The organism is Streptomyces thermodiastaticus, assembly GCF_014656135.1.
In the GTDB taxonomy this organism is placed as follows: Bacteria; Actinomycetota; Actinomycetes; order Streptomycetales; family Streptomycetaceae; genus Streptomyces; species Streptomyces thermodiastaticus.
In genome coordinates this window covers 37895-56592 of record NZ_BNBV01000018.1, presented here as the reverse complement: position 1 = coordinate 56592, position 18698 = coordinate 37895, and the positions used below count along the sequence as shown (strand labels likewise).

Below are 18698 nucleotides of genomic sequence, written 5' to 3'. Positions count from 1 at the left end.
CGCGTTGATCGGGCGTTCATCGTTTGTTGTGCGCCGTCCGGCAGGCTCTCGTCCATGCAGACCGAGACCGTCACCCCGCCGACCGTGTCCGCCTGGCAGGCCCAGGCCCTGTGCGCACAGACCGGATCCGACTTCTTCTTCCCGGAACCGGGAAGTTCCGTGCGCGAGGCGAAACGCATCTGCGGCATGTGCGAGGCCCGCCCGGCCTGTCTGGAGTACGCGCTCACCCACGACGAACGCTTCGGCGTCTGGGGCGGGCTGTCCGAGAAGGAACGCCTGGCCCTGCGGCGCCTGAGGACACGCTGACCGCGCGACCCGGCGGCCGCGGGCGGGCGGACGCGCGGTGCCGGCCGGGCCGTCGCACGGCTACACCGGGCCGGCGACGGCTTCCCTGCTGGTCACCCTCACCGTCCCTTCCTCCAGCAGCAGCCGGCGAGTGATGCCGATCGAGGTGAGGAACGGCAGGTCGTGGCTCGCGACGACGAGGCGCCGCGGCAGGACTCCAGAGCGGTTGTCAGCTGCCGCACGCTCGCCAGGTCGAGGTTGGTGGTCGGCTCGTCGAGCAGAAGCAGCTGCGGCGCGGGTTCGGCCAGCAGCAGCGCGGCCGGCGCGGCGCGGAAGCGCTCCCCGCCGGACAGGGTCGCCGCCGTCCGGTCGGCGCGGGCGCCCCGGAACAGGAAGCGGGCCGGGCGTGCCCGGGCCCGGTTGTCGTCGGCGTCCGGCGCGAACCGTGCCACGTTCTCGGCGACGCTCAGCTCGTCGTCGAGCACGTCGAGGCGCTGCGGCAGGAAGCGCGGCGGGACGTGGACCGCCGCCTCGCCCGACAGCGGGGGCAGTTCCCCGGCGATCGTGCGCAGCAGCGTCGTCTTGCCGGCGCCGTCGCGGCCGACACGCGACGCACGCACACACATGCAGCGGTGTGCAGCGGTGCCCCAGGACCTCAGTGAAGCAACGTCCTTCTCCTTCTCGGCGACGACGGAACCGTCGTGCACCGTACGAGGGGGCCGGAACGTGCGTCAACGCATTGTGAGCACCGCACCGCCGGTCCGAGCCCCCTGGCCGATTTGCGGCACCAGGCCGTCGGAACCACGGTGGGAAGGGAAGGCGGACGTCGCGGCGGACAGTTCGGCGGCTGCTGGTCAGGCTCGATCGCGAGTTCCCCGGGCGGTGGGTGTGCAGCGGGCGACGGGTGTGCGGTGTGCCCGGAGCGCGGGTGGCGCAGGCCGGGAGAAACGGCGTCCTGCCCAGGTCCGGACGTCCATACGTGCAGGAGGAAGCGATGGCTGCTCGGACGTTCCGCTACTACTACGTCCATGACCTCCCCCCGGGAACCGGGAAGACATCACCTGGGGTCCGGATCCGTTCTTCGACAAGGGCACCTTCGTCCTGTCCGCCCACCCGGTCACCGACATCCGGCAGAGGTTCTACTGGCTGACCGTCGACGACGTCTCGGTGGGCAAGAAGGACATCGGCTCCGGGGACATCAGCAACGTCCAGTCCTACCTCTGGGCGAAGACGAGGAACAACGGGCGCAGCGGGGACGGAACCGTCAACTCCTCCGACCTTCACCTCACCGGCATCACCCCCTGACCGCACCCGGGATCGATCGTTGGGGATTCGGCATGCGCGTTTCTGTCGTACACGACGAGCACGGATTCATCTCCGCCCTCGTGGCCTCTCCTCCTGATGCGCCCGTGGCGAGCCTCGTGCCGCAGGCGGGTGAGCGTGTGACGGAGTTGGATGTTCCGGACATCAGGGCCGACGGTGACCCTCAGGAGGTGATCGGGCGCCTGACGGACGTGGTGGAGAACTACCGTGTCGCCACGGACACCCGGACGCTCGCCCGCCGGCAGCCCTGACAGGGCGGTCGCGAGGCGGCGGTGACCGTGCCGGTGCGGTGGCCGGCTTCCGCTCAGTCGTCGCCCATCAGCTCGGCCAGATCGTGGTCCAGGTCGAGCCGCAGATGCTCCCGGCCGGCCGGCACCAGGGCGTTGGTGGCCCGCAGGAACAGGCGCAGCTCGCCGGTGGGGACGTGGACCACGGCGGTGCCCTCCAGAGCGTGGAACTCCATGACGGTGCGGCCGTAGCCGTACGGGCGCACCCGTACGTCGCCGACGCCCTCGGGCTGGTGCAGACCCGCGGTCAGCAGCTCCCGCGCGAAGATCCAGCAGACCTCCACCCCGTCGAGCGCGGCCGGCGCCGGGAAGGTCATGCGGACGGCGAACGGGTCGCACGGGTCGTAGCGCAGTGTGGCGGTGATGCGGGACGTCTGCGGCGCGGCGGCGACCAGGCGGGCCTGAACGGGCTGCTCTATCACGGTGGACAACGCCTTGCTCCCTTGCGACGGATGACGTGCGTGCGACGGACGACGCACCAGCGGGGCGTCCGGGCGGACCAGGCCGGGCATGGGGGAAGATGCCGGAACCGATCCGTCCGTGCACCCGGGATGCGAGTGACCTGTGTCACCGCGATCATGCCCGGCACCGCGGGAGTGACCGCCTCCGCCGGGAAGCGCGGGGCGGCCGAGGAGGCGAAGTGTGCCGGAATGCGGGTATCCGGTTCTTGACGGAGAGGAAGTGAACGGTATGCCACGCGGTTCCAGCCCCAAACGGGAGCGTCAGTACGAGCACATCAAGCAGAGCGCGCGGGACCGGGGGGAGAGCACCGAGCGCGCCAAGGAGATCGCGGCCCGCACGGTGAACAAGGACCGCGCCCGCTCGGGCGAGTCGAAGACCGCGAGCCGCTCCTCGGCCCGCAAGCCGTCCTCCGCCCAGCGGGGCGGGCAGCGGTCCGGCCGGAGCACGGAGGGACAGACCTACCACGAGCTCTACGAGGAGGCCAGGCGGCGGGACATCCACGGCCGTTCGGAGATGAACAAGGAGCAGCTGCGGCAGGCCCTGCGCAAGGGCTGACCGGCGGTGCCGGCCGGCGGGCGGGGCGCGCCGCACCCGCGCGTCCCGCTCCGTGTGCCCGGATCCGCCCAGCGGGGCGGCGGGGGTGCGGCACCGGTTGCCCGCCGGCCGCGGGGGCGTCGTAGGCTCGGGGCACCATGACGACGACGATCGCAGGCGTTCCGGCGGGCTGGCCCACGACCGAGGAGGAGGCGCGCGCCGTGCAGGACGCGCTGCGCGCCCGGATGGTGCTGGACGCGACGGGGCCGGAACCTGGCACCGGGCACGTCACCGGGGTGGACGTCGCCTACGACGACGAGCGCGACCTCGTCGCGGCGGCGGCCGTGGTGCTGGACGCGGCGACCCTGCGGGTCGTGGCCGAGTCCACTGCCGTCGGCCGGGTCGCCTTCCCGTACGTGCCGGGTCTGCTGGCCTTCCGTGAGCTTCCGGCCGTGTGCGCCGCGCTGGACGCCCTGGACCGTCCGCCCGGCCTGGTCGTCTGCGACGGCTACGGGCTGGCGCATCCGCGCCGTTTCGGACTCGCCAGCCATCTGGGGGTGCTGACCGGACTGCCGGCGATCGGCGTCGCCAAGAACCCGTTCACCTTCTCCTACGCGGAACCCCCGGCGCCGCGCGGCAGTTCCTCGCCGCTGCGGGCGGGCGCCGACGAGGTCGGTCGCGCGCTGCGCACCCGGGACGGGGTCAAGCCGGTGTTCGTCTCCGTCGGCCACCGGGTGTCGCTGGACAACGCCTGCGCCCACGTCCTCGCCCTGACCCCGGCCTACCGTCTGCCGGAGACCACCCGCAGGGCCGACGCGCTGTGCCGGCGGGCCCTGCGCGAGGCCACGGCGGCGGGCCGCGCCGCCGGCTGAGCCGCCGTGGTCCGGGTGCGGTGTGTCCTGCGCGCCGTGGGCCGGTCCGGGGCACCTGACGTCCCGCATGCTGTGGCCTGGCCGGGCGCTCCGTGTCACGCGTGCCGTGTGCGTGCCTCGCTCCGACGGACCGCACTGCGCGCCGCCGCGGGTGGCCGCGGCTAGCGTGAGGGGTGCAGGCCCGTCCGCCGGGTGCGCGGTACGGCACCGGCGGAGCAGGCAACGTCCAGGAACGGAAGCTGGCTAAGCGCTTGCTCGCTCAGGGCTTGTGCGGAGTCGGCCGCATTCCTAGCATCAGCAGTGTGACAGCAGTTGTGTCACAGTGATCCGGTGCCGTTCCGGAGCGGCGGACACCGGGCACGGCGGGCGCCGAGGTCACGGCCGCCCGCGGCGAGCAGGGCGGCCGGGGCGGTCACGAGCGGCCACGGCGACCGCGCGGGCCGCAGCGGTCACCGTCACGGCGAGCAAGGGGGCTCCATGGCAACGGCACCGACGCAGGGGCGGCACGGCCCGCTCACCGGTGTGCGCGTGGTCGAGCTGGCCGGCATAGGCCCCGGCCCGTTCGCCGCGATGCTCCTCGCCGACCTGGGCGCCGACGTGGTCCGCGTCGACCGCCCGGGCGGCGCCCCGCTGGGCATCGACCCCGCCCGCGACCTGACCAATCGCAACAAACGCTCGGTGATCGTCGACCTGAAGGCGGCCGACGGCCCCGCCCGCGTCCTCGATCTCGCCGCCCGCGCCGACATCCTCGTCGAGGGCTACCGGCCCGGTGTCGCCGAGCGCCTGGGCGTCGGACCCGAGGCCTGCCACGCACGCAACCCCCGCCTGGTCTACGGCCGGATGACCGGCTGGGGCCAGGACGGGCCGCTCGCCCCCCGCGCCGGACACGACATCGCCTACATCGCCGTCACCGGCACCCTCGGCATGATCGGCGCCGCGGACCAGCCCCCGGCGGTGCCCGCCAACCTCCTCGGCGACTACGCGGGCGGCGCCCTCTACCTCGTCGTCGGTGTCCTCGCCGCGCTGCACCACGCGCGCGAGACCGGCACCGGCCAGGTGGTGGACGCCGCCATCGTCGACGGCACCGCCCATCTGTCCACGATGATCCACGCCATGCTCGCCGCCGGAGCCTGGCAGGACCGCCGCGGCACCAACCTGCTGGACGGCGGCTGTCCCTACTACGGCACCTACCGGACCTCGGACGGGGCCTACATGGCGGTCGGCGCGCTGGAACCGCAGTTCTACGACGAGTTCCTGCGCCTGCTCGGCCTGCCCGAGCACGCCGGAGCCCACACCGACCCGGCCCGCTGGGGTGAACTGCGCGAGGCGGTCGCCGCCCGCTTCGCCACCCGTACCCAGAAGGAGTGGACGGACGTGTTCGAGTCTTCCGACGCCTGCGTCGCGCCGGTGCTGTCGCTGCGCCAGGCCCCGCACCACCCGCACCTGGCGGCCCGCGGCACGTTCACCGACCACGCCGGCCTCACCCAGCCGGCCCCCGCACCCCGTTTCTCCGCCACCCCCACCGCGGTGCGCAGCGCACCCGCCCGCCCGGGCGACGGCACCGCTGCGGTGGCCCGCGACTGGGACCTGCCCGCCCTGCTGCAGGACGACGCCTGACCCGGCCGGCACCGCCCGTTCTGCCCCGTCCCGTCCGCCCCGGTCCGCCCGGGACCGTCCAACCCGACGTCGAAAGGCCCACTGACGTGAGCACCGAAGCGTATGTGTACGACGCGATCCGCACCCCGCGCGGACGCGGCAAGGCCAACGGCTCGCTGCACGGCACCAAACCCGTCGACCTGGTCGTCGGCCTCATCCACGAGATCCAGCGCCGCCTGCCCGGCCTGGACCCGGCCGCCGTCGACGACATCGTCCTCGGCGTCGTCAGCCCGGTCGGCGACCAGGGCTCCGACATCGCCCGGATCGCCGCGATCGCCGCGGGCCTGCCCGACACGGTGGCCGGCGTGCAGGAGAACCGCTTCTGCGCCTCGGGTCTCGAAGCCGTGAACCTGGCCGCCGCCAAGGTCCGCTCCGGCTGGGAGGACCTGGTGCTGGCCGGCGGGGTCGAGTCGATGTCCCGGGTGCCGATGGCCTCCGACGGCGGCGCCTGGTTCAACGACCCGATGACCAACCTCGCCGTCGGCTTCGTCCCCCAGGGCATCAGCGCCGACCTGATCGCCACCGTCGAGGGCTTCTCCCGCCGGGACGTCGACGAGTACGCGGCCCTGTCCCAGGAGCGCGCCGCCACCGCCTGGAAGGAGGGCCGCTTCGACCGCTCCGTGATCCCGGTCAGGGACCGCAGCGGCCTGGTCGTCCTCGACCGCGACGAGCACCTGCGGCCGGGCACCACCGCCGACACCCTGGCCAAGCTCAAGCCGTCCTTCGCGGACATCGGCGAGCTGGGCGGCTTCGACGCCGTCGCGCTGCAGAAGTACCACTGGGTGGAGAAGATCGACCACGTCCACCACGCGGGCAACTCCTCCGGCATCGTCGACGGCGCCGCCCTCGTCGCCATCGGCTCCAAGGAGGCCGGGGAACGCTACGGGCTGACTCCGCGCGCCCGGATCGTCTCCGCCGCCGTCTCCGGCTCCGAGCCGACCATCATGCTCACCGGCCCCGCCCCCGCCACCCGCAAGGCGCTCGCCAAGGCCGGCCTGACCATCGACGACATCGACCTGGTCGAGATCAACGAGGCGTTCGCCGCGGTCGTGCTGCGCTTCGTCAGGGAGATGGGCCTGAGCCTGGACAAGGTCAACGTCAACGGCGGCGCCATCGCGTTCGGCCACCCGCTCGGCGCCACCGGAGCGATGCTGCTCGGCACCCTCGTGGACGAACTCGAACGCCAGGACAAGCGGTACGGCCTCGTCACGCTGTGCGTCGGCGGCGGCATGGGCATCGCCACCGTCGTCGAACGCCTCTGACGCCCTCCCGACGGATCACCCCGGACCATCACGGAGCACTTCCCATGAGCACTCAGCCCACCACCATCCGCTGGGAGCAGGACGACACCGGCGTCGTCACTCTCGTCCTGGACGACCCGAACCAGTCCGCGAACACCATGAACCAGGCGTTCCGGGACTCGCTCGCCGCGGTCGCCGACCGTCTGGAGGCCGAGAAGGACACCGTCCGCGGCGTCATCGTCACCTCCGCCAAGAAGACCTTCTTCGCCGGCGGCGACCTGCGCGAACTCATCCGGGTCACCCCCGACGGCGCGCAGGACCTCCTCGACGGCGGCCTGGCCCTGAAGCGGAACCTGCGCCGCATCGAGACCCTCGGCAGGCCCGTCGTCGCCGCGATCAACGGCGCCGCCCTCGGCGGCGGCTACGAGATCGCGCTGGCCTGCCACCACCGCATCGCCCTGGACGCTCCCGGCTCCAAGATCGGCTGCCCGGAGGTCACCCTCGGCCTGCTGCCCGGAGGCGGCGGCGTGGTGCGCACCGTCCGGCTGCTCGGCATCACCGACGCCCTGCTGAAGGTGCTGCTGCAGGGCACCCAGTACAGCCCGCGCCGGGCCCTGGCGGGCGGCCTGGTCGACGAGGTGGCGGACACCCCCGAGGACATGATCGCCCGGGCCCGCGCCTTCATCGACGCCCACCCCGCATCGCAGCAGCCCTGGGACCGCCCCGGGTACAAGATCCCCGGCGGTACCCCGTCGCACCCGAAGTTCGCCGCCAACCTGCCCGCCTTCCCGGCCAACCTGCGCAAGCAGACGAACGGCGCACCCTACCCGGCGCCCCGCGCCATCCTGGCCGCCGCCGTCGAGGGCGCCCAGGTCGACTTCGAGACCGCGCAGGTGATCGAGTCCCGCTACTTCGTGGAGCTGGCCACCGGCCAGACCGCGAAGAACATGATCCAGGCGTTCTTCTTCGACCTGCAGGCCGTGAACTCCGGCGCCGGCCGCCCGCAGGGCGTCGAACCCCGCACGGTCCGCAAGGCCGCCGTCCTCGGTGCCGGGATGATGGGCGCCGGCATCGCCTACGCCTGCGCCCGCTCCGGCATCGAGGTTGTCCTGAAGGACGTCTCGCTCGAAGCCGCGGTCAAGGGCAAGCAGTACTCCGAGAAGCTGTGCGCCAAGGCCGTCGCCCAGGGTCGCACCACCCAGGAGAAGGCGGACGCGCTGCTGGCCCGGATCACGCCCACCGCCGAGATCGCCGACCTCGCCGGCTGCGACGCGGTGATCGAGGCGGTCTTCGAGGACGTCGGGCTCAAGCGGAAGGTCTTCCAGGAGGCCGAGCAGGTGGTGGCACCGGACGCGCTGCTGTGTTCCAACACCTCCACCCTGCCCATCACCGCCCTGGCCGAGGGCGTGCGGCGCCAGGACGACTTCATCGGGCTGCACTTCTTCTCGCCCGTCGACAAGATGCCGCTGGTCGAGATAGTCAAGGGTGAGCGCACCGGCGAGGAGGCCCTCGCCCGCGCCTTCGACCTGGTCCGGCAGATCAACAAGACCCCGATCGTGGTCAACGACTCCCGCGGCTTCTTCACCTCCCGGGTCATCGGCCACTTCATCAACGAGGGCGTCGCCATGGTCGGCGAGGGCATCGAGCCCGCCTCCGTCGAGCAGGCGGCCGCCCAGGCCGGCTACCCGGCCAAGGTGCTGTCCCTGATGGACGACCTGACCCTCACCCTGCCCCGGAAGATCCGCGACGAGACCCGGCAGGCCGTCGAGGAGGCCGGCGGCACCTGGACACCGCACCCGGCCGAGGCGGTCATCGACCGCATGGTCGACGAGTTCGGCCGCACCGGCCGCAGCGGCGGCGCCGGCTTCTACGACTACGACGAGACGGGCAAGCGGCTGTGCCTGTGGCCAGGCCTGCGCGAGCACTTCACCAAGCCGGACCACCGGATCCCGTTCGAGGACATGCAGGAGCGCATGCTGTTCTCCGAGGCGCTGGACACCGTCCGGCTCCTGGAGGAGGGCGTGCTCACCTCCGTCGCCGACGCCAACATCGGCTCGGTCCTCGGCATCGGCTTCCCCGGCTGGACCGGCGGCGTGCTGCAGTACATCAACGGCTACCCGGGCGGCCCGCGCGGCTTCGTGGCCCGCGCACGGCAGCTCGCCGAGCGCTACGGCGAGCGGTTCACGCCCCCCGCGCTGCTGGTGGAGAAGGCGGAACGAGGGGAGACGTTCACCGACGCCCGCTGAGGCGCACCGGCGCTCCCGGGCGCCGGGTCACTCGCCGGCGCTGTGCAGCCACGCCCGCAGTTCCTGCCGCAGGGACCGCTGGAACGTGGTGAGCAGCGCCTGCACCACCAGCGGGTGCATATGAGCGGACAGCGACCGGACGTCCTCGGTGCCGCGGCCGGCGACCGCGGCACGCAGCAGCTCGGACAGCTCGTGTGCGGCCGCCCGGGAGTGCTCGGTCAGCACCGACCGGGCGGCCAGCACCGTCTCCTGCGACAGCGGCACATCGAGCAGCTCGACGCCGAGCCGCAGCAGCCCGGTGTCGACCCGGTAGCGCTCCTCAGCGGCGCCGCCGGTGCGATCGGCCTGCTCACCGGGGTCCGCGGCGCCCTCCTCGCGGTCGCCGTCCGCCGCCCGCGCCAGCACGCCCATCGCCGCCAGCCGCCGAAGGTCCTCGTCGCTCAGCGGGCGGCCGGCCCGCCGATCAAGCTCCCGGCGGCCGATCGTCTCCTCGCTCTCCGGCGCCCAGGAGGCGACCACCGCCCGCTGCACGGCCAGCTCGCGCGGGCTCAGGCCGGGCGGCAGCTGCCGCAGATGCCGCTCGATCGCGGCGAGCGTCATGCCCTGCCGCCGCATCTGCCCGATCAGATCCAGCCGGGCCAGGTGCTGCTCGCCGTAGCGGCCCACCCGGCGGGGGCCCAGGACGGGCGGCGGCAGCAGGCCCCGGCTGCTGTAGAAGCGCACGGTGCGCACGGTGACGCCGGCCCGGGCGGCCAGCTCGTCGACCGTATAAGCCGGCTCGGCGGCGTCGGGCGTCGTCATGTGCAGCAGTATCGCTGTCTCACCGGGAGTGTGAAAGCCGGTGGCCGAGTTGCGCTGATCATGTGAGAAGTTCCGCTGTGTGAGATGTGCCATCGCATGAGAGGTGATCCCTCTGGGAAGCTGCTCCCCTGGTCTGTACCGCGTGAGCTGGTGCGGGCCGGAACCGTACGGCACCCGGGCGAATCCGCTCGGCGCACCAGAGAGTAGATCCACCCGTGAGCAAGGAATCCGTGCACACGGCACAGGTCGTCGAACAAGCACCGACGACCGCCGCGCCCGCAGACGCGGGCGACGCCGGGTACAGCAAGGACCTCAAGCACCGCCACATCAACATGATCGCGATCGGCGGCGCGATCGGCACCGGCCTCTTCCTGGGCGCCGGCGGCCGGCTGCACAACGCGGGCCCGGCGCTGGCGCTGGCCTACCTCATCTGCGGCGTGTTCGCGTTCTTCGTGGTCCGCGCGCTCGGCGAGCTCGTCCTGTACCGCCCGTCGTCCGGGTCCTTCGTGTCGTACGCGCGCGAGTTCCTGGGGGAGAAGGGCGCCTATGTCGCCGGCTGGATGTATTTCCTGAACTGGTCCACGACCGGCATCGCCGACATCACCGCGGTCGCGCTGTACGCGCACTACTGGAGCTTCTTCACACCGGTCCCGCAGTGGCTGCTGGCGCTGATCGCCCTGGCGATCGTCCTCACCGTGAACCTGATCTCGGTGAAGATCTTCGGCGAGATGGAGTTCTGGTTCTCCATCGTCAAGGTCGTCACGCTCGTCGCGTTCATGCTGGTCAGCATCTTCCTGCTGGTCACGCAGCACAAGGTGGACGGCTACAGCCCCGGCCTGAACGTGATCACCGACCACGGCGGCTTCCTGCCGCACGGTGTGATGCCGGTGGTCCTCGTCATGCAGGGCGTGATCTTCGCCTACGCCGCCCTGGAGCTGGTGGGTGTCGCCGCCGGCGAGACCGCCGAGCCGGAGAAGGTCGTCCCGCGCGCGGTGAACTCGATCATGTGGCGGGTGGGCCTGTTCTACGTCGGCTCCGTCGTGCTGCTGGCCCTGCTGCTGCCCGGCTCGGTGTACTCGGCCGACGAGAGCCCGTTCGTCACCGTCCTGTCCAAGATCGGTGTCCCGGCGGCCGGCGATGTGATGAACCTCGTCGTCCTCACCGCCGCGATGTCCTCGCTGAACTCCGGCCTGTACTCCACCGGCCGCATCCTGCGCTCCATGGCGATGGCCGGCTCGGCGCCGAAGTTCACCCGCGTGATGAGCCGCAGCCAGGTCCCCTACGGCGGCATCCTGCTGACCTGCGGGATCTGCGTGCTCGGCGTCGGGCTGAACTACCTGGTGCCCAGCGAGGCCTTCGAGATCGTGCTGAACGTCGCCTCCCTCGGCATCGTCAGCACCTGGGTGATCATCATGATCTGTCACATGATCTTCGTCCGCCGCGCCAAGTCGGGCCTGGTCACCCGTCCGCACTTCCGTCTGCCCGGCAGCCCGGTCACGGAGATCGCCACGATCGCGTTCCTGCTGGCCTGTCTCGGCCTGATGTGGAACGACCCCGAGGTCGGCCGCAAGACCGTGATGCTGATCCCGCTGATCGCGGTGCTGCTGGTGGCCGGCTGGTTCGGTGTCCGCCGCCGGGTCCTGCGGGGGGAGCGGACCACCGACGAGCCGGTGAAGTAGCCGCCGCTCGGCAGTTCTGGGGGGATTTCACGGTTCCGGGGCCGCGTGGCCGGAGGCGCTCAGGGCGCCCCGGCCGCGCGGCCGTCTGTCACCGGCCGTGCACGTCGTTGGTGGCCTCGATCTTCTTCCAGGACCGCGGCTGCTCGACGCCGGCCGGCGAGGCGGCGAAGGACGCCGCACGCGCCGCCGGGGCGGCCGGCTTGACCGGCTGGAACAGCCAGGTGTCGAACAGCCCGGCCAGCGGCTTGCCCGAGACCTGCTCGGCGTACGTCTGGAAGTCGGCCACGGAGGCGTTGCCGTAGGCGTGCCGCTGCGGCCAGCCCTTGAGCAGGCGGAAGAACGCCGTGTCGCCGATCTCGTTACGCAGCGCCTGGATCGCCAGGGCACCCCGGTCGTAGACCGCGGCGTCGAACTGGTGGTCAGGGCCGGGGTCGCCCGGCTTCACGGTCCAGAAGGCGTCGTCGGCCGGGTGCGAGGCGTAGACGTAGTCCGCCAGCTCCTGCGTCGTGCCCTCGCCCTCGTGCTCCGACCACAGCCACTGGGCGTAGCGGGCGAAGCCCTCGTTGATCCAGATGTCCTTCCAGCCCTTGACGGACACGCTGTCGCCGTACCACTGGTGGGCCAGCTCGTGCACCACCACGGAGGTGTTCGAGCCGTTCGCGAACTGCGCCGGGCTGTAGTACACGCGGGTCTGGGTCTCCAGCGCGTACCCGGTGGTCGTGTTCGGCACATAGCCGCCGGCCGAGTCGAACGGATACGGCCCGAAGTAGCCGCTGAGCCAGTCCACCAGCTCCCCGGTGCGCTCCACGCTCGCCCGTGCCGCCCCGTCGTTGTCGCCGAGGTCCGTGCTGTAGGCGTTGATCACCGGCACGCCGCCCTCGGAGGTGCCGGTCGTGATGTCGAACCGGCCCAGCGCGAGCGTGGACAGATAGGTCGCCTGCGGCTTGTTCTGCCGCCAGTTGTAGCGGGTCCAGCCCAGCTGCGAGCTGGTCGACACCAGCGTGCCGTTGGAGATGGCCTGGGTGCCGTCCGGGACCGCCACCGACACGTCGAAGGTGGCCTTGTCGCTCGGGTGGTCGTTGCTGGGGAACCACCACCAGGCGGCCTCCGGCTCGTCCGCCGCGATCGCGCCGTCCGGCGTGCGGTGCCAGGTGGTGAAGCCGTACGCGCTCTTGGCGGACGGCACCCCGTGGTAGCGGACGACAACCGTGACCGGCGTGCCCTTGGCCAGCGGCTGCCGGGGCGTGACCACCAGCTCGTGCTCCCCGGAGGTGGTGAAGTGTGCCGTCGCCCCGTTGACCCGCACCTCGTCGACGTCCAGCAGGAAGTCCAGGTTGAAGCTTGACAGGTCCTGCGTGGTGCGCGCCGAGATCGTCGCCGTGCCCGACAGCTCGTCGGTGGCGGGCTGGTATTTCAGCCTCAGGTCGTAGTGGGAGACGTCGTAGCCGCCGTTGCCGTAGTACGGGTAGTACGGATCGCCGATGCCCGGTGCGCCGGGGGAGTAGCTCGCGGCCGATGCCGGGATCGCCAGCAGCAAAGAGGCCGCGGCCAGTGCGCCCGGCACGGTGAATCTGCGGTGCACGTCAGCTCCAAGTCGTCGGGGTGCGTTGCCGAGAGCCTAGGAAAGATCCGCCACCCTGGTCGTGTCCATGCCCGCCTTTGTCACGTGATCGCCATCCGGCCGTCATGAACGGGGCGTTTTGCACCCCGGGTGCCGCCGGCCGGCCCACGCGTCCGACGACACGTCAGCCGCGCCCTTCAGCGCGGCAGTCGTCCCCGGTACCGTCGTCGCCCATGCCGACTAGCATGCGCATGACCACCCGGTCGTCCGTCGTGGCGGTCGCCGCCGCTCTGGCCGCCGCTCTGCTCGGTCCCGCGGCCCACGCCGCCCCGTCCGCCGGCTCTTCCCCGCGCGAGAGCCGGCCCGTCTACTCCTACGCGAACGCCGTACGCGAGACCGTCTGGGTCGACACGAGACTCGACGCCGACGGCGACGGCAGAACCGACCGCGTCGCCGCCGACATCGTCCGGCCCCGCGAGCCCGCCCAGCAGGGCCGGAAGGTCCCGGTGATCCTGGAGGCCAGCCCGTACTACTCCTGCTGCGGGCGCGGCAACGAGAGCCAGACCAAGACCTACGACGCGGCCGGCCGCGTCGTGGGGATGCCCCTGTACTACGACAACTACTTCGTGCCCCGCGGCTACGCCTTCGTCGCCGTGGACCTGGCCGGAACCAACCGGTCCGACGGCTGCGTCGACGTCGGCGGGCCCTTGGACATCCAGTCGGCGAAAGCGGTCGTCGACTGGCTGGGCGGCCGCGCCCGCGCCTACACCGCCCGCACCGGAGGCACACCCGTCCGGGCCACCTGGACCGACGGCACCACCGGCATGATCGGCAAGAGCTGGGACGGCACCATCGCCAACGGCGTCGCCGCCACCGGCGTCAAGGGGCTGAAGACCATCGTCCCGATCAGCGCGATCTCCTCCTGGTACGACTACTACTTCCAGCAGGGCGCACCCCTGTACGGCACCGGCCCCGACCGGCTCGCCGACGCCGTGGAGAGCGACGACGCCCGCGCGCACTGCGCGGCCGTCCGGCAGCAGCTCGTCGACGGCGCACCCCGAGGCGGCGACTGGACGGCGCTGTGGACCGCACGCGACTACGTCCGCGACGCCGGCAAGGTCCGCGCAAGCGTCTTCCTCGTGCACGGCATGCAGGACCTCAACGTGCGCACCAAGCATCTCGGGCAGTGGTGGGACGCCCTGGCGAAGCATCAGGTACGGCGCAAGATCTGGCTGTCCCAGACCGGCCACGTCGACCCCTTCGACTACCGCCGCGGAGCCTGGGTCGACACCCTGCACCGCTGGTTCGACCACGAACTGCTCGGCTACCACAACGGCATCGACCGCGAGCCGATGGCCGACATCGAACGCCACCCCGGCCAGTGGGTCACCTCCCGCGTCTGGCCGCCGCGCGGCACCTCGGCGGTCACCCTGCGCCCGGCCCCCGGCCCCCGGGCCGGCGTCGGCACCCTCGGCCCGGAGGCGGCTCGCGGCACCGAGACCTTCACCGACGACCCGGCGCTGAGCGAGACCGACTGGGCGGCGCGGGCCACCACACCGTCGCCCGAGAAGGTCTCCTTCGTCACCCCGCGCCTCACCGAGGACCTGCGGCTGTCCGGCTCGTCCCGGGTCACCGTCACCGTGACCCCCAGCACCACGACGGCCCACCTGTCCGCCGTCCTCGTCGACCTCGGCCCGGACACCATCCGCGACTACGCCGACGCCGCGGAGGGCATCACCACCCTCACCGACCGCACCTGCTGGGGCGCGAGCACGCCCGGCGACAGCGCCTGCTACCTGCGGACCGGGCCGAAGACCACACAGGTGGACGCCACCGTCGTCAGCCGCGGCTGGGCCGACCTCGGCCACCACGCCTCGCCGGCCCACGGCGTCCCGCTCACCCCGGGCCGGGCCTACCGCCTCACCGTCGACCTGGCGGCCACCGACCACGTCGTGCCCGCGGGACACCGGCTGGCGCTGATCGTCGCCGGCACCGACAAGGGCCTGATCGATCCGCCGTCCACCACCCCGACGCTCACCCTGGACCTCGCCCGCACCTCGGCCCGGCTGCCGCTGGCGGGCGGTGCGGCGGCCTTCGCACGGGCCACGTCCTGAGTGGCGGACACCGGGCCGGCACCAGCTCGTGTCCGTGACGTCGCGCGGCAGACGGCACGTTCGGACACCGCCCACGGTCCGCGACGGCGCGGACCATGCGGAGGACAGCCCCCGGCGGTGAGCCGGGGGCGTACCGAAGCACCTGAGGTGACCGGCCGTCAAGAGGTGTACCCCCTCATGGGTGTACCGGCCACCGAAGCGGGGGAGCGCGGGTCCTAGACTCGGCAACCGTTGCTCCGAGGAGCCAGACCCCCCGACCGAAAGGCCTGGTAGTCCATGTTCAAAGACGCCCCCATCTACCACCAGCTCGTGGCCGAACGAGGCGATGTGCCCGCCCGGGTCCGGGACGCCGCCTCGAACATACGCAGGGAGCTGGACCAGGTGATGCGCACCGGGCAGCCGTCGAGCGCCCTCCAGGCCGAGACCCCGGCCGCCCATCCGGGCCAGCGGTCCGCCTCGGCACTGCCGCTCGGCCCGCACCCTCGCTGACCGACGGCCACGGTGGTGCCGGCGGGGGCGCCGGACTGCGGCCCCGTGCGGGCCGTCACCGGTGCACGCCGCCCTGCGCACCGCTTCGTCACGACGTCACGACACGCCGGCCGCCCGGACGTGCCGCCCGGTGCATCCCCCCCGCCGGGCCGCGCCCGTCCGGGAACGCGGCCCGGGCCACCGGCGTGGCCGTTGCCCGGCCCGGCGTGTCCGCCACCCGGCCCGGCGCGGCCGTCGCCCGCGCCGGACCGGGCGGTGCGCTCAGCGCCGACCGGAGTCCGAGCCGAGCAGTCCGGCACGCCGCAACGCGTCCGCCATCGCGCTGTTGACCGGGGCGGACGCCGGACGCGACCCGCCGCCCCGGCCCTGGCGCTGCTGCGGCGGACGGCCGCCGCGCCGCCGCTGCTCGCCGCCGCCCTGCCGGACCTGCGGGCCGGCCTCGTCGTCCAGACGCAGCGTCAGCGAGATCCGCTTGCGCGGGATGTCGACGTCGAGCACCTTCACCTTCACAATGTCGCCCGGCTTGACCACGTCCCGCGGGTCCTTCACGAACGTCCGCGACATCGCCGACACATGGACCAGACCGTCCTGGTGGACACCGACGTCCACGAACGCGCCGAAGGCCGCCACGTTCGTCACCACGCCCTCCAGGATCATCCCCGCCGACAGGTCGGAGATCTTCTCCACGCCCTCCTTGAAGGCCGCCGTCCGGAAGGCCGGCCGCGGGTCGCGTCCCGGCTTCTCCAGCTCCTTGAGGATGTCGGTGACCGTCGGCAGACCGAAGGTGTCGTCCACGAAGTCGGCCGGCTTCAGCGACCGCAGCACCGCGGTGTTGCCGATCAGCGACGCCACCTGAAGCCCGGTGGTCTTCACCATGCGCCGCACCACCGGATACGCCTCCGGGTGGACGCTGGAGGCGTCCAGCGGGTCCTCGCCGCCGCGGATCCGCAGGAAGCCCGCGCACTGCTCGAACGCCTTCGGACCCAGCCGCGGCACCTTCTTCAGCTGCGCACGGGAGGTGAACGGCCCGTTGGCGTCCCGGTGCGCCACGATGTTCTCGGCGAGCGAGGCAGTGATGCCGGAGACCCGGGCGAGCAGCGGCACCGACGCGGTGTTGACGTCCACGCCGACGCCGTTCACACAGTCCTCGACCACCGCGTCCAGCGAACGGGACAGCTTCACCTCGGACAGGTCGTGCTGGTACTGGCCGACCCCGATCGACTTCGGGTCGATCTTCACCAGCTCCGCCAGCGGGTCCTGCAGCCGGCGGGCGATGGAGACGGCGCCGCGCAGCGAGACGTCCAGACCGGGCAGCTCCCGCGAGGCGTACTCGGAGGCCGAGTACACCGAGGCGCCCGCCTCCGACACCATTACCTTGGTCAGCTTCAGCTCCGGGTGCCGGGCGATCAGGTCGCCGACCAGCTTGTCGGTCTCCCGGGACGCGGTGCCGTTGCCGATCGCGACCAGCTCGACCGCGTGCTGCTCCGCCAGCCGGGCCAGCGTGGCGATCGCCTCGTCCCAGCGGTTGGCCGGGACGTGCGGGTGGATCACGTCCGTGGCCACCACCTTGCCGGTGGCGTCCACCACGGCCACCTTCACCCCCGTACGGTACCCGGGGTCCAGGCCGAGCGTGGCGCGGGTGCCGGCCGGGGCGGCGAGCAGCAGGTCGCGCAGGTTCGCCGCGAACACCTTCACCGCCTCGTCCTCGGCGGCGGTGCGCAGCCGCAGCCGCAGGTCGATGCCGAGGTGGACGAGGATGCGGGTGCGCCAGGCCCAGCGGACCGTGTCCAGCAGCCAGGCGTCGGCGGGCCGGCCGCGGTCGGCGATCTTGAACCGGCGGGCCACGATGCCCTCGTACGACGACGGACCGTCGCCCGGCTCCTCCGGCTCCAGGACGAGGTCCAGCACCTCCTCCTTCTCACCGCGCAGCATCGCCAGGATCCGGTGCGAGGGCAGCTCGGTGAACGGCTCGGCGAAGTCGAAGTAGTCGGCGAACTTGGCGCCGGACTCCTCCTTGCCCTCCCGCACCTTCGCCACCAGCCGGCCCCGCACCCACATGCGTTCGCGCAGCTCGCCGATCAGGTCGGCGTCCTCGGAGAACCGCTCGGTGAGGATGGCCCGCGCCCCGTCCAGCGCGGCCTGCGCGTCGGCCACGCCCTTGTCCGGGTCGACGAACGCGGCCGCGGCGTCCTTCGGCTCCAGCCCCGGGTCGGCGAGCAGCCGGTCGGCCAGCGGCTCCAGACCGGCCTCCCGGGCGATCTGCGCCTTGGTGCGCCGCTTGGGCTTGTACGGCAGGTAGATGTCCTCCAGCCGCGCCTTGGTCTCGGCGCCCTGGATCCGCGCCTGAAGTTCCTCGGTGAGCTTGCCCTGCTCGCGCACCGACTCCAGGATCGCCGTCCGGCGGTCCTCCAGCTCCCGCAGATAGCGCAGCCGCTCCTCGATCGTGCGCAGCTGCGCGTCGTCGAGCATCTCGGTGGCTTCCTTGCGGTAGCGGGCGATGAAGGGCACCGTCGAACCGCCGTCCAGCAGCTCCACGGCGGCCTTGACCTGCCGCTCCCGCACGCCGAGCTCCTCGGCGATCCTGCTCTCGATGGACCCTGCAGCAAGGGACCCGGGTGTCGTCACGTTGCCGTACCGCCTTCTCCGCTTCGGGTTGCGCGGCAATTGTGGCAGGAGCGACCGGCGATCCGGGGACAGGGCGGGCCCCGGCGGGGCGGAGCGTGTCCCCGGCCGCCCGCCGCGGGCCCTGACGCGGACGGCGGGCGGCCGGCCCCGCTGTGGCACGGCTCAGCGCAGCTCGAGCACCGCGACCCCGTACGGCTCCAGCGGCACCTCGGTCACCGGTGCTCCGCCGCCGAGCGGGTGCAGGGCGCCCTCGGCGACGGGACGGACCGTCACCGTCGGGCGGCGCACCACCAGGGCCAGGCTGCGGGTGCGGGCGTTGCGCAGGGCCGTCGCCGGCACACTGGGCGACCAGCCCAGGCCGGCCGCCGCCCGAAGGATGCGGTCGCGGGTCTCCTGGGACAGCCGGCCCTTGTTGTTGAGCGCCTGGGAGACCGCGGCCGTCGACACCCCGGCCGCCGCGGCGACCTGCTTGGTTGATCGATGTACCGCGAAAGGTGCGAGCACTGTAGGGACGCGCCGGGGC

The 18698-nt window shown here is 72.5% G+C and carries 15 protein-coding genes and 2 pseudogenes; 11 read left to right on the top strand and 6 right to left on the bottom strand.

All coding sequences use genetic code 11. The annotated features are described in order from the left end of the window. Nucleotides 1–54: 54 nt before the first annotated feature. Nucleotides 55–306, top strand: a complete 252-nt coding sequence (locus IE286_RS17385; RefSeq protein ID WP_189797671.1) for a WhiB family transcriptional regulator — start codon at nucleotides 55–57, stop codon at nucleotides 304–306. A 60-nt stretch (nucleotides 307–366) separates the two neighbouring features. On the opposite strand, the pseudogene IE286_RS17380 reads toward IE286_RS17385, so the two are convergent. Then, nucleotides 367–902 (bottom strand): annotated as a pseudogene (locus IE286_RS17380) (ATP-binding cassette domain-containing protein); the annotation flags it as partial. Nucleotides 903–1452: 550 nt separating this feature from the next. Between IE286_RS17380 and IE286_RS17375 the strand changes: the two are divergent. Continuing rightward, nucleotides 1453–1590: a hypothetical protein gene (locus IE286_RS17375; protein ID WP_189797670.1), complete on the top strand. Its 138-nt coding sequence runs from the start codon at nucleotides 1453–1455 to the stop codon at nucleotides 1588–1590. Nucleotides 1591–1622: 32 nt separating this feature from the next. Next, nucleotides 1623–1859: a hypothetical protein gene (locus IE286_RS17370; protein ID WP_189797669.1), complete on the top strand. Its 237-nt coding sequence runs from the start codon at nucleotides 1623–1625 to the stop codon at nucleotides 1857–1859. Nucleotides 1860–1912: 53 nt separating this feature from the next. On the opposite strand, the gene ssgD is transcribed toward IE286_RS17370, so the two are convergent. Continuing rightward, nucleotides 1913–2326, bottom strand: coding sequence for a spore wall synthesis regulator SsgD (ssgD, locus tag IE286_RS17365; protein WP_189797668.1), 414 nt, complete (start codon nucleotides 2324–2326; stop codon nucleotides 1913–1915). A gap of 259 nt (nucleotides 2327–2585) precedes the next feature. On the opposite strand from ssgD, the gene IE286_RS17360 reads away from it, so the two are divergent. From IE286_RS17360 to IE286_RS17340, 5 genes are all read left to right on the top strand, one after another. Continuing rightward, a complete protein-coding gene (locus IE286_RS17360; RefSeq protein ID WP_189797667.1) occupies nucleotides 2586–2912 on the top strand; it encodes a plasmid stabilization protein in 327 nt (108 codons plus the stop codon). Nucleotides 2913–3049: 137 nt separating this feature from the next. Continuing rightward, nucleotides 3050–3763 (top strand): endonuclease V, encoded by a 714-nt coding sequence (locus IE286_RS17355; protein ID WP_189797666.1) that lies wholly within the window; start codon nucleotides 3050–3052, stop codon nucleotides 3761–3763. A 477-nt stretch (nucleotides 3764–4240) separates the two neighbouring features. After that, a complete protein-coding gene (locus tag IE286_RS17350; RefSeq protein ID WP_189797665.1) occupies nucleotides 4241–5380 on the top strand; it encodes a CaiB/BaiF CoA transferase family protein in 1140 nt (379 codons plus the stop codon). A gap of 86 nt (nucleotides 5381–5466) precedes the next feature. Beyond that, complete coding sequence (locus IE286_RS17345) at nucleotides 5467–6681, top strand: acetyl-CoA C-acetyltransferase (protein WP_189797664.1); 1215 nt, start codon at nucleotides 5467–5469, stop codon at nucleotides 6679–6681. 44 nt (nucleotides 6682–6725) lie between these two features. Continuing rightward, nucleotides 6726–8906, top strand: a complete 2181-nt coding sequence (locus IE286_RS17340; RefSeq protein WP_189797663.1) for a 3-hydroxyacyl-CoA dehydrogenase NAD-binding domain-containing protein — start codon at nucleotides 6726–6728, stop codon at nucleotides 8904–8906. A gap of 27 nt (nucleotides 8907–8933) precedes the next feature. On the opposite strand, the gene IE286_RS17335 is transcribed toward IE286_RS17340, so the two are convergent. After that, on the bottom strand, nucleotides 8934–9707 hold the full coding sequence (locus tag IE286_RS17335) for a MerR family transcriptional regulator (protein WP_189797662.1): 774 nt from the start codon (nucleotides 9705–9707) through the stop codon (nucleotides 8934–8936). A gap of 215 nt (nucleotides 9708–9922) precedes the next feature. Between IE286_RS17335 and IE286_RS17330 the strand changes: the two genes are divergently transcribed. Then, nucleotides 9923–11386: an amino acid permease gene (locus tag IE286_RS17330; RefSeq protein ID WP_189797661.1), complete on the top strand. Its 1464-nt coding sequence runs from the start codon at nucleotides 9923–9925 to the stop codon at nucleotides 11384–11386. 88 nt (nucleotides 11387–11474) lie between these two features. Here the strand turns inward: IE286_RS17330 and IE286_RS17325 are convergent, their stop codons facing one another. Further along, complete coding sequence (locus tag IE286_RS17325) at nucleotides 11475–12968, bottom strand: M1 family metallopeptidase (protein ID WP_189797660.1); 1494 nt, start codon at nucleotides 12966–12968, stop codon at nucleotides 11475–11477. A 212-nt stretch (nucleotides 12969–13180) separates the two neighbouring features. Between IE286_RS17325 and IE286_RS17320 the strand changes: the two genes are divergently transcribed. Together IE286_RS17320 and IE286_RS17315 are read left to right on the top strand one after the other, a co-directional pair. Then, nucleotides 13181–15061 (top strand): Xaa-Pro dipeptidyl-peptidase, encoded by a 1881-nt coding sequence (locus IE286_RS17320; protein WP_189797659.1) that lies wholly within the window; start codon nucleotides 13181–13183, stop codon nucleotides 15059–15061. Between the two features lie 276 nt (nucleotides 15062–15337). Beyond that, nucleotides 15338–15550, top strand: coding sequence for a hypothetical protein (locus IE286_RS17315; protein ID WP_189797658.1), 213 nt, complete (start codon nucleotides 15338–15340; stop codon nucleotides 15548–15550). Nucleotides 15551–15811: 261 nt separating this feature from the next. Here the strand turns inward: IE286_RS17315 and IE286_RS17310 are convergent, their stop codons facing one another. After that, the gene (locus tag IE286_RS17310; protein ID WP_189797657.1) at nucleotides 15812–18175 is read right to left on the bottom strand and encodes a Tex family protein; all 2364 of its coding nucleotides are present in this window, start codon (nucleotides 18173–18175) and stop codon (nucleotides 15812–15814) included. Nucleotides 18176–18448: 273 nt separating this feature from the next. Continuing rightward, nucleotides 18449–18679, bottom strand: a pseudogene (locus tag IE286_RS17305) (LacI family DNA-binding transcriptional regulator); the annotation flags it as partial. Between the last annotated feature and the right edge of the window lie 19 nt (nucleotides 18680–18698).

Coding starts and splice junctions, on each gene's coding strand:
- IE286_RS17320 (WP_189797659.1), top strand. CDS start 13,181: ATGCCGACTAGCATGCGCATGACCACCCGGTCGTCCGTCGTGGCGGTC.
- IE286_RS17340 (WP_189797663.1), top strand. CDS start 6,726: ATGAGCACTCAGCCCACCACCATCCGCTGGGAGCAGGACGACACCGGC.
- IE286_RS17370 (WP_189797669.1), top strand. CDS start 1,623: ATGCGCGTTTCTGTCGTACACGACGAGCACGGATTCATCTCCGCCCTC.
- IE286_RS17355 (WP_189797666.1), top strand. CDS start 3,050: ATGACGACGACGATCGCAGGCGTTCCGGCGGGCTGGCCCACGACCGAG.
- IE286_RS17385 (WP_189797671.1), top strand. CDS start 55: ATGCAGACCGAGACCGTCACCCCGCCGACCGTGTCCGCCTGGCAGGCC.
- IE286_RS17335 (WP_189797662.1), bottom strand. CDS start 9,707: ATGACGACGCCCGACGCCGCCGAGCCGGCTTATACGGTCGACGAGCTG.
- IE286_RS17350 (WP_189797665.1), top strand. CDS start 4,241: ATGGCAACGGCACCGACGCAGGGGCGGCACGGCCCGCTCACCGGTGTG.
- IE286_RS17315 (WP_189797658.1), top strand. CDS start 15,338: ATGTTCAAAGACGCCCCCATCTACCACCAGCTCGTGGCCGAACGAGGC.
- IE286_RS17360 (WP_189797667.1), top strand. CDS start 2,586: ATGCCACGCGGTTCCAGCCCCAAACGGGAGCGTCAGTACGAGCACATC.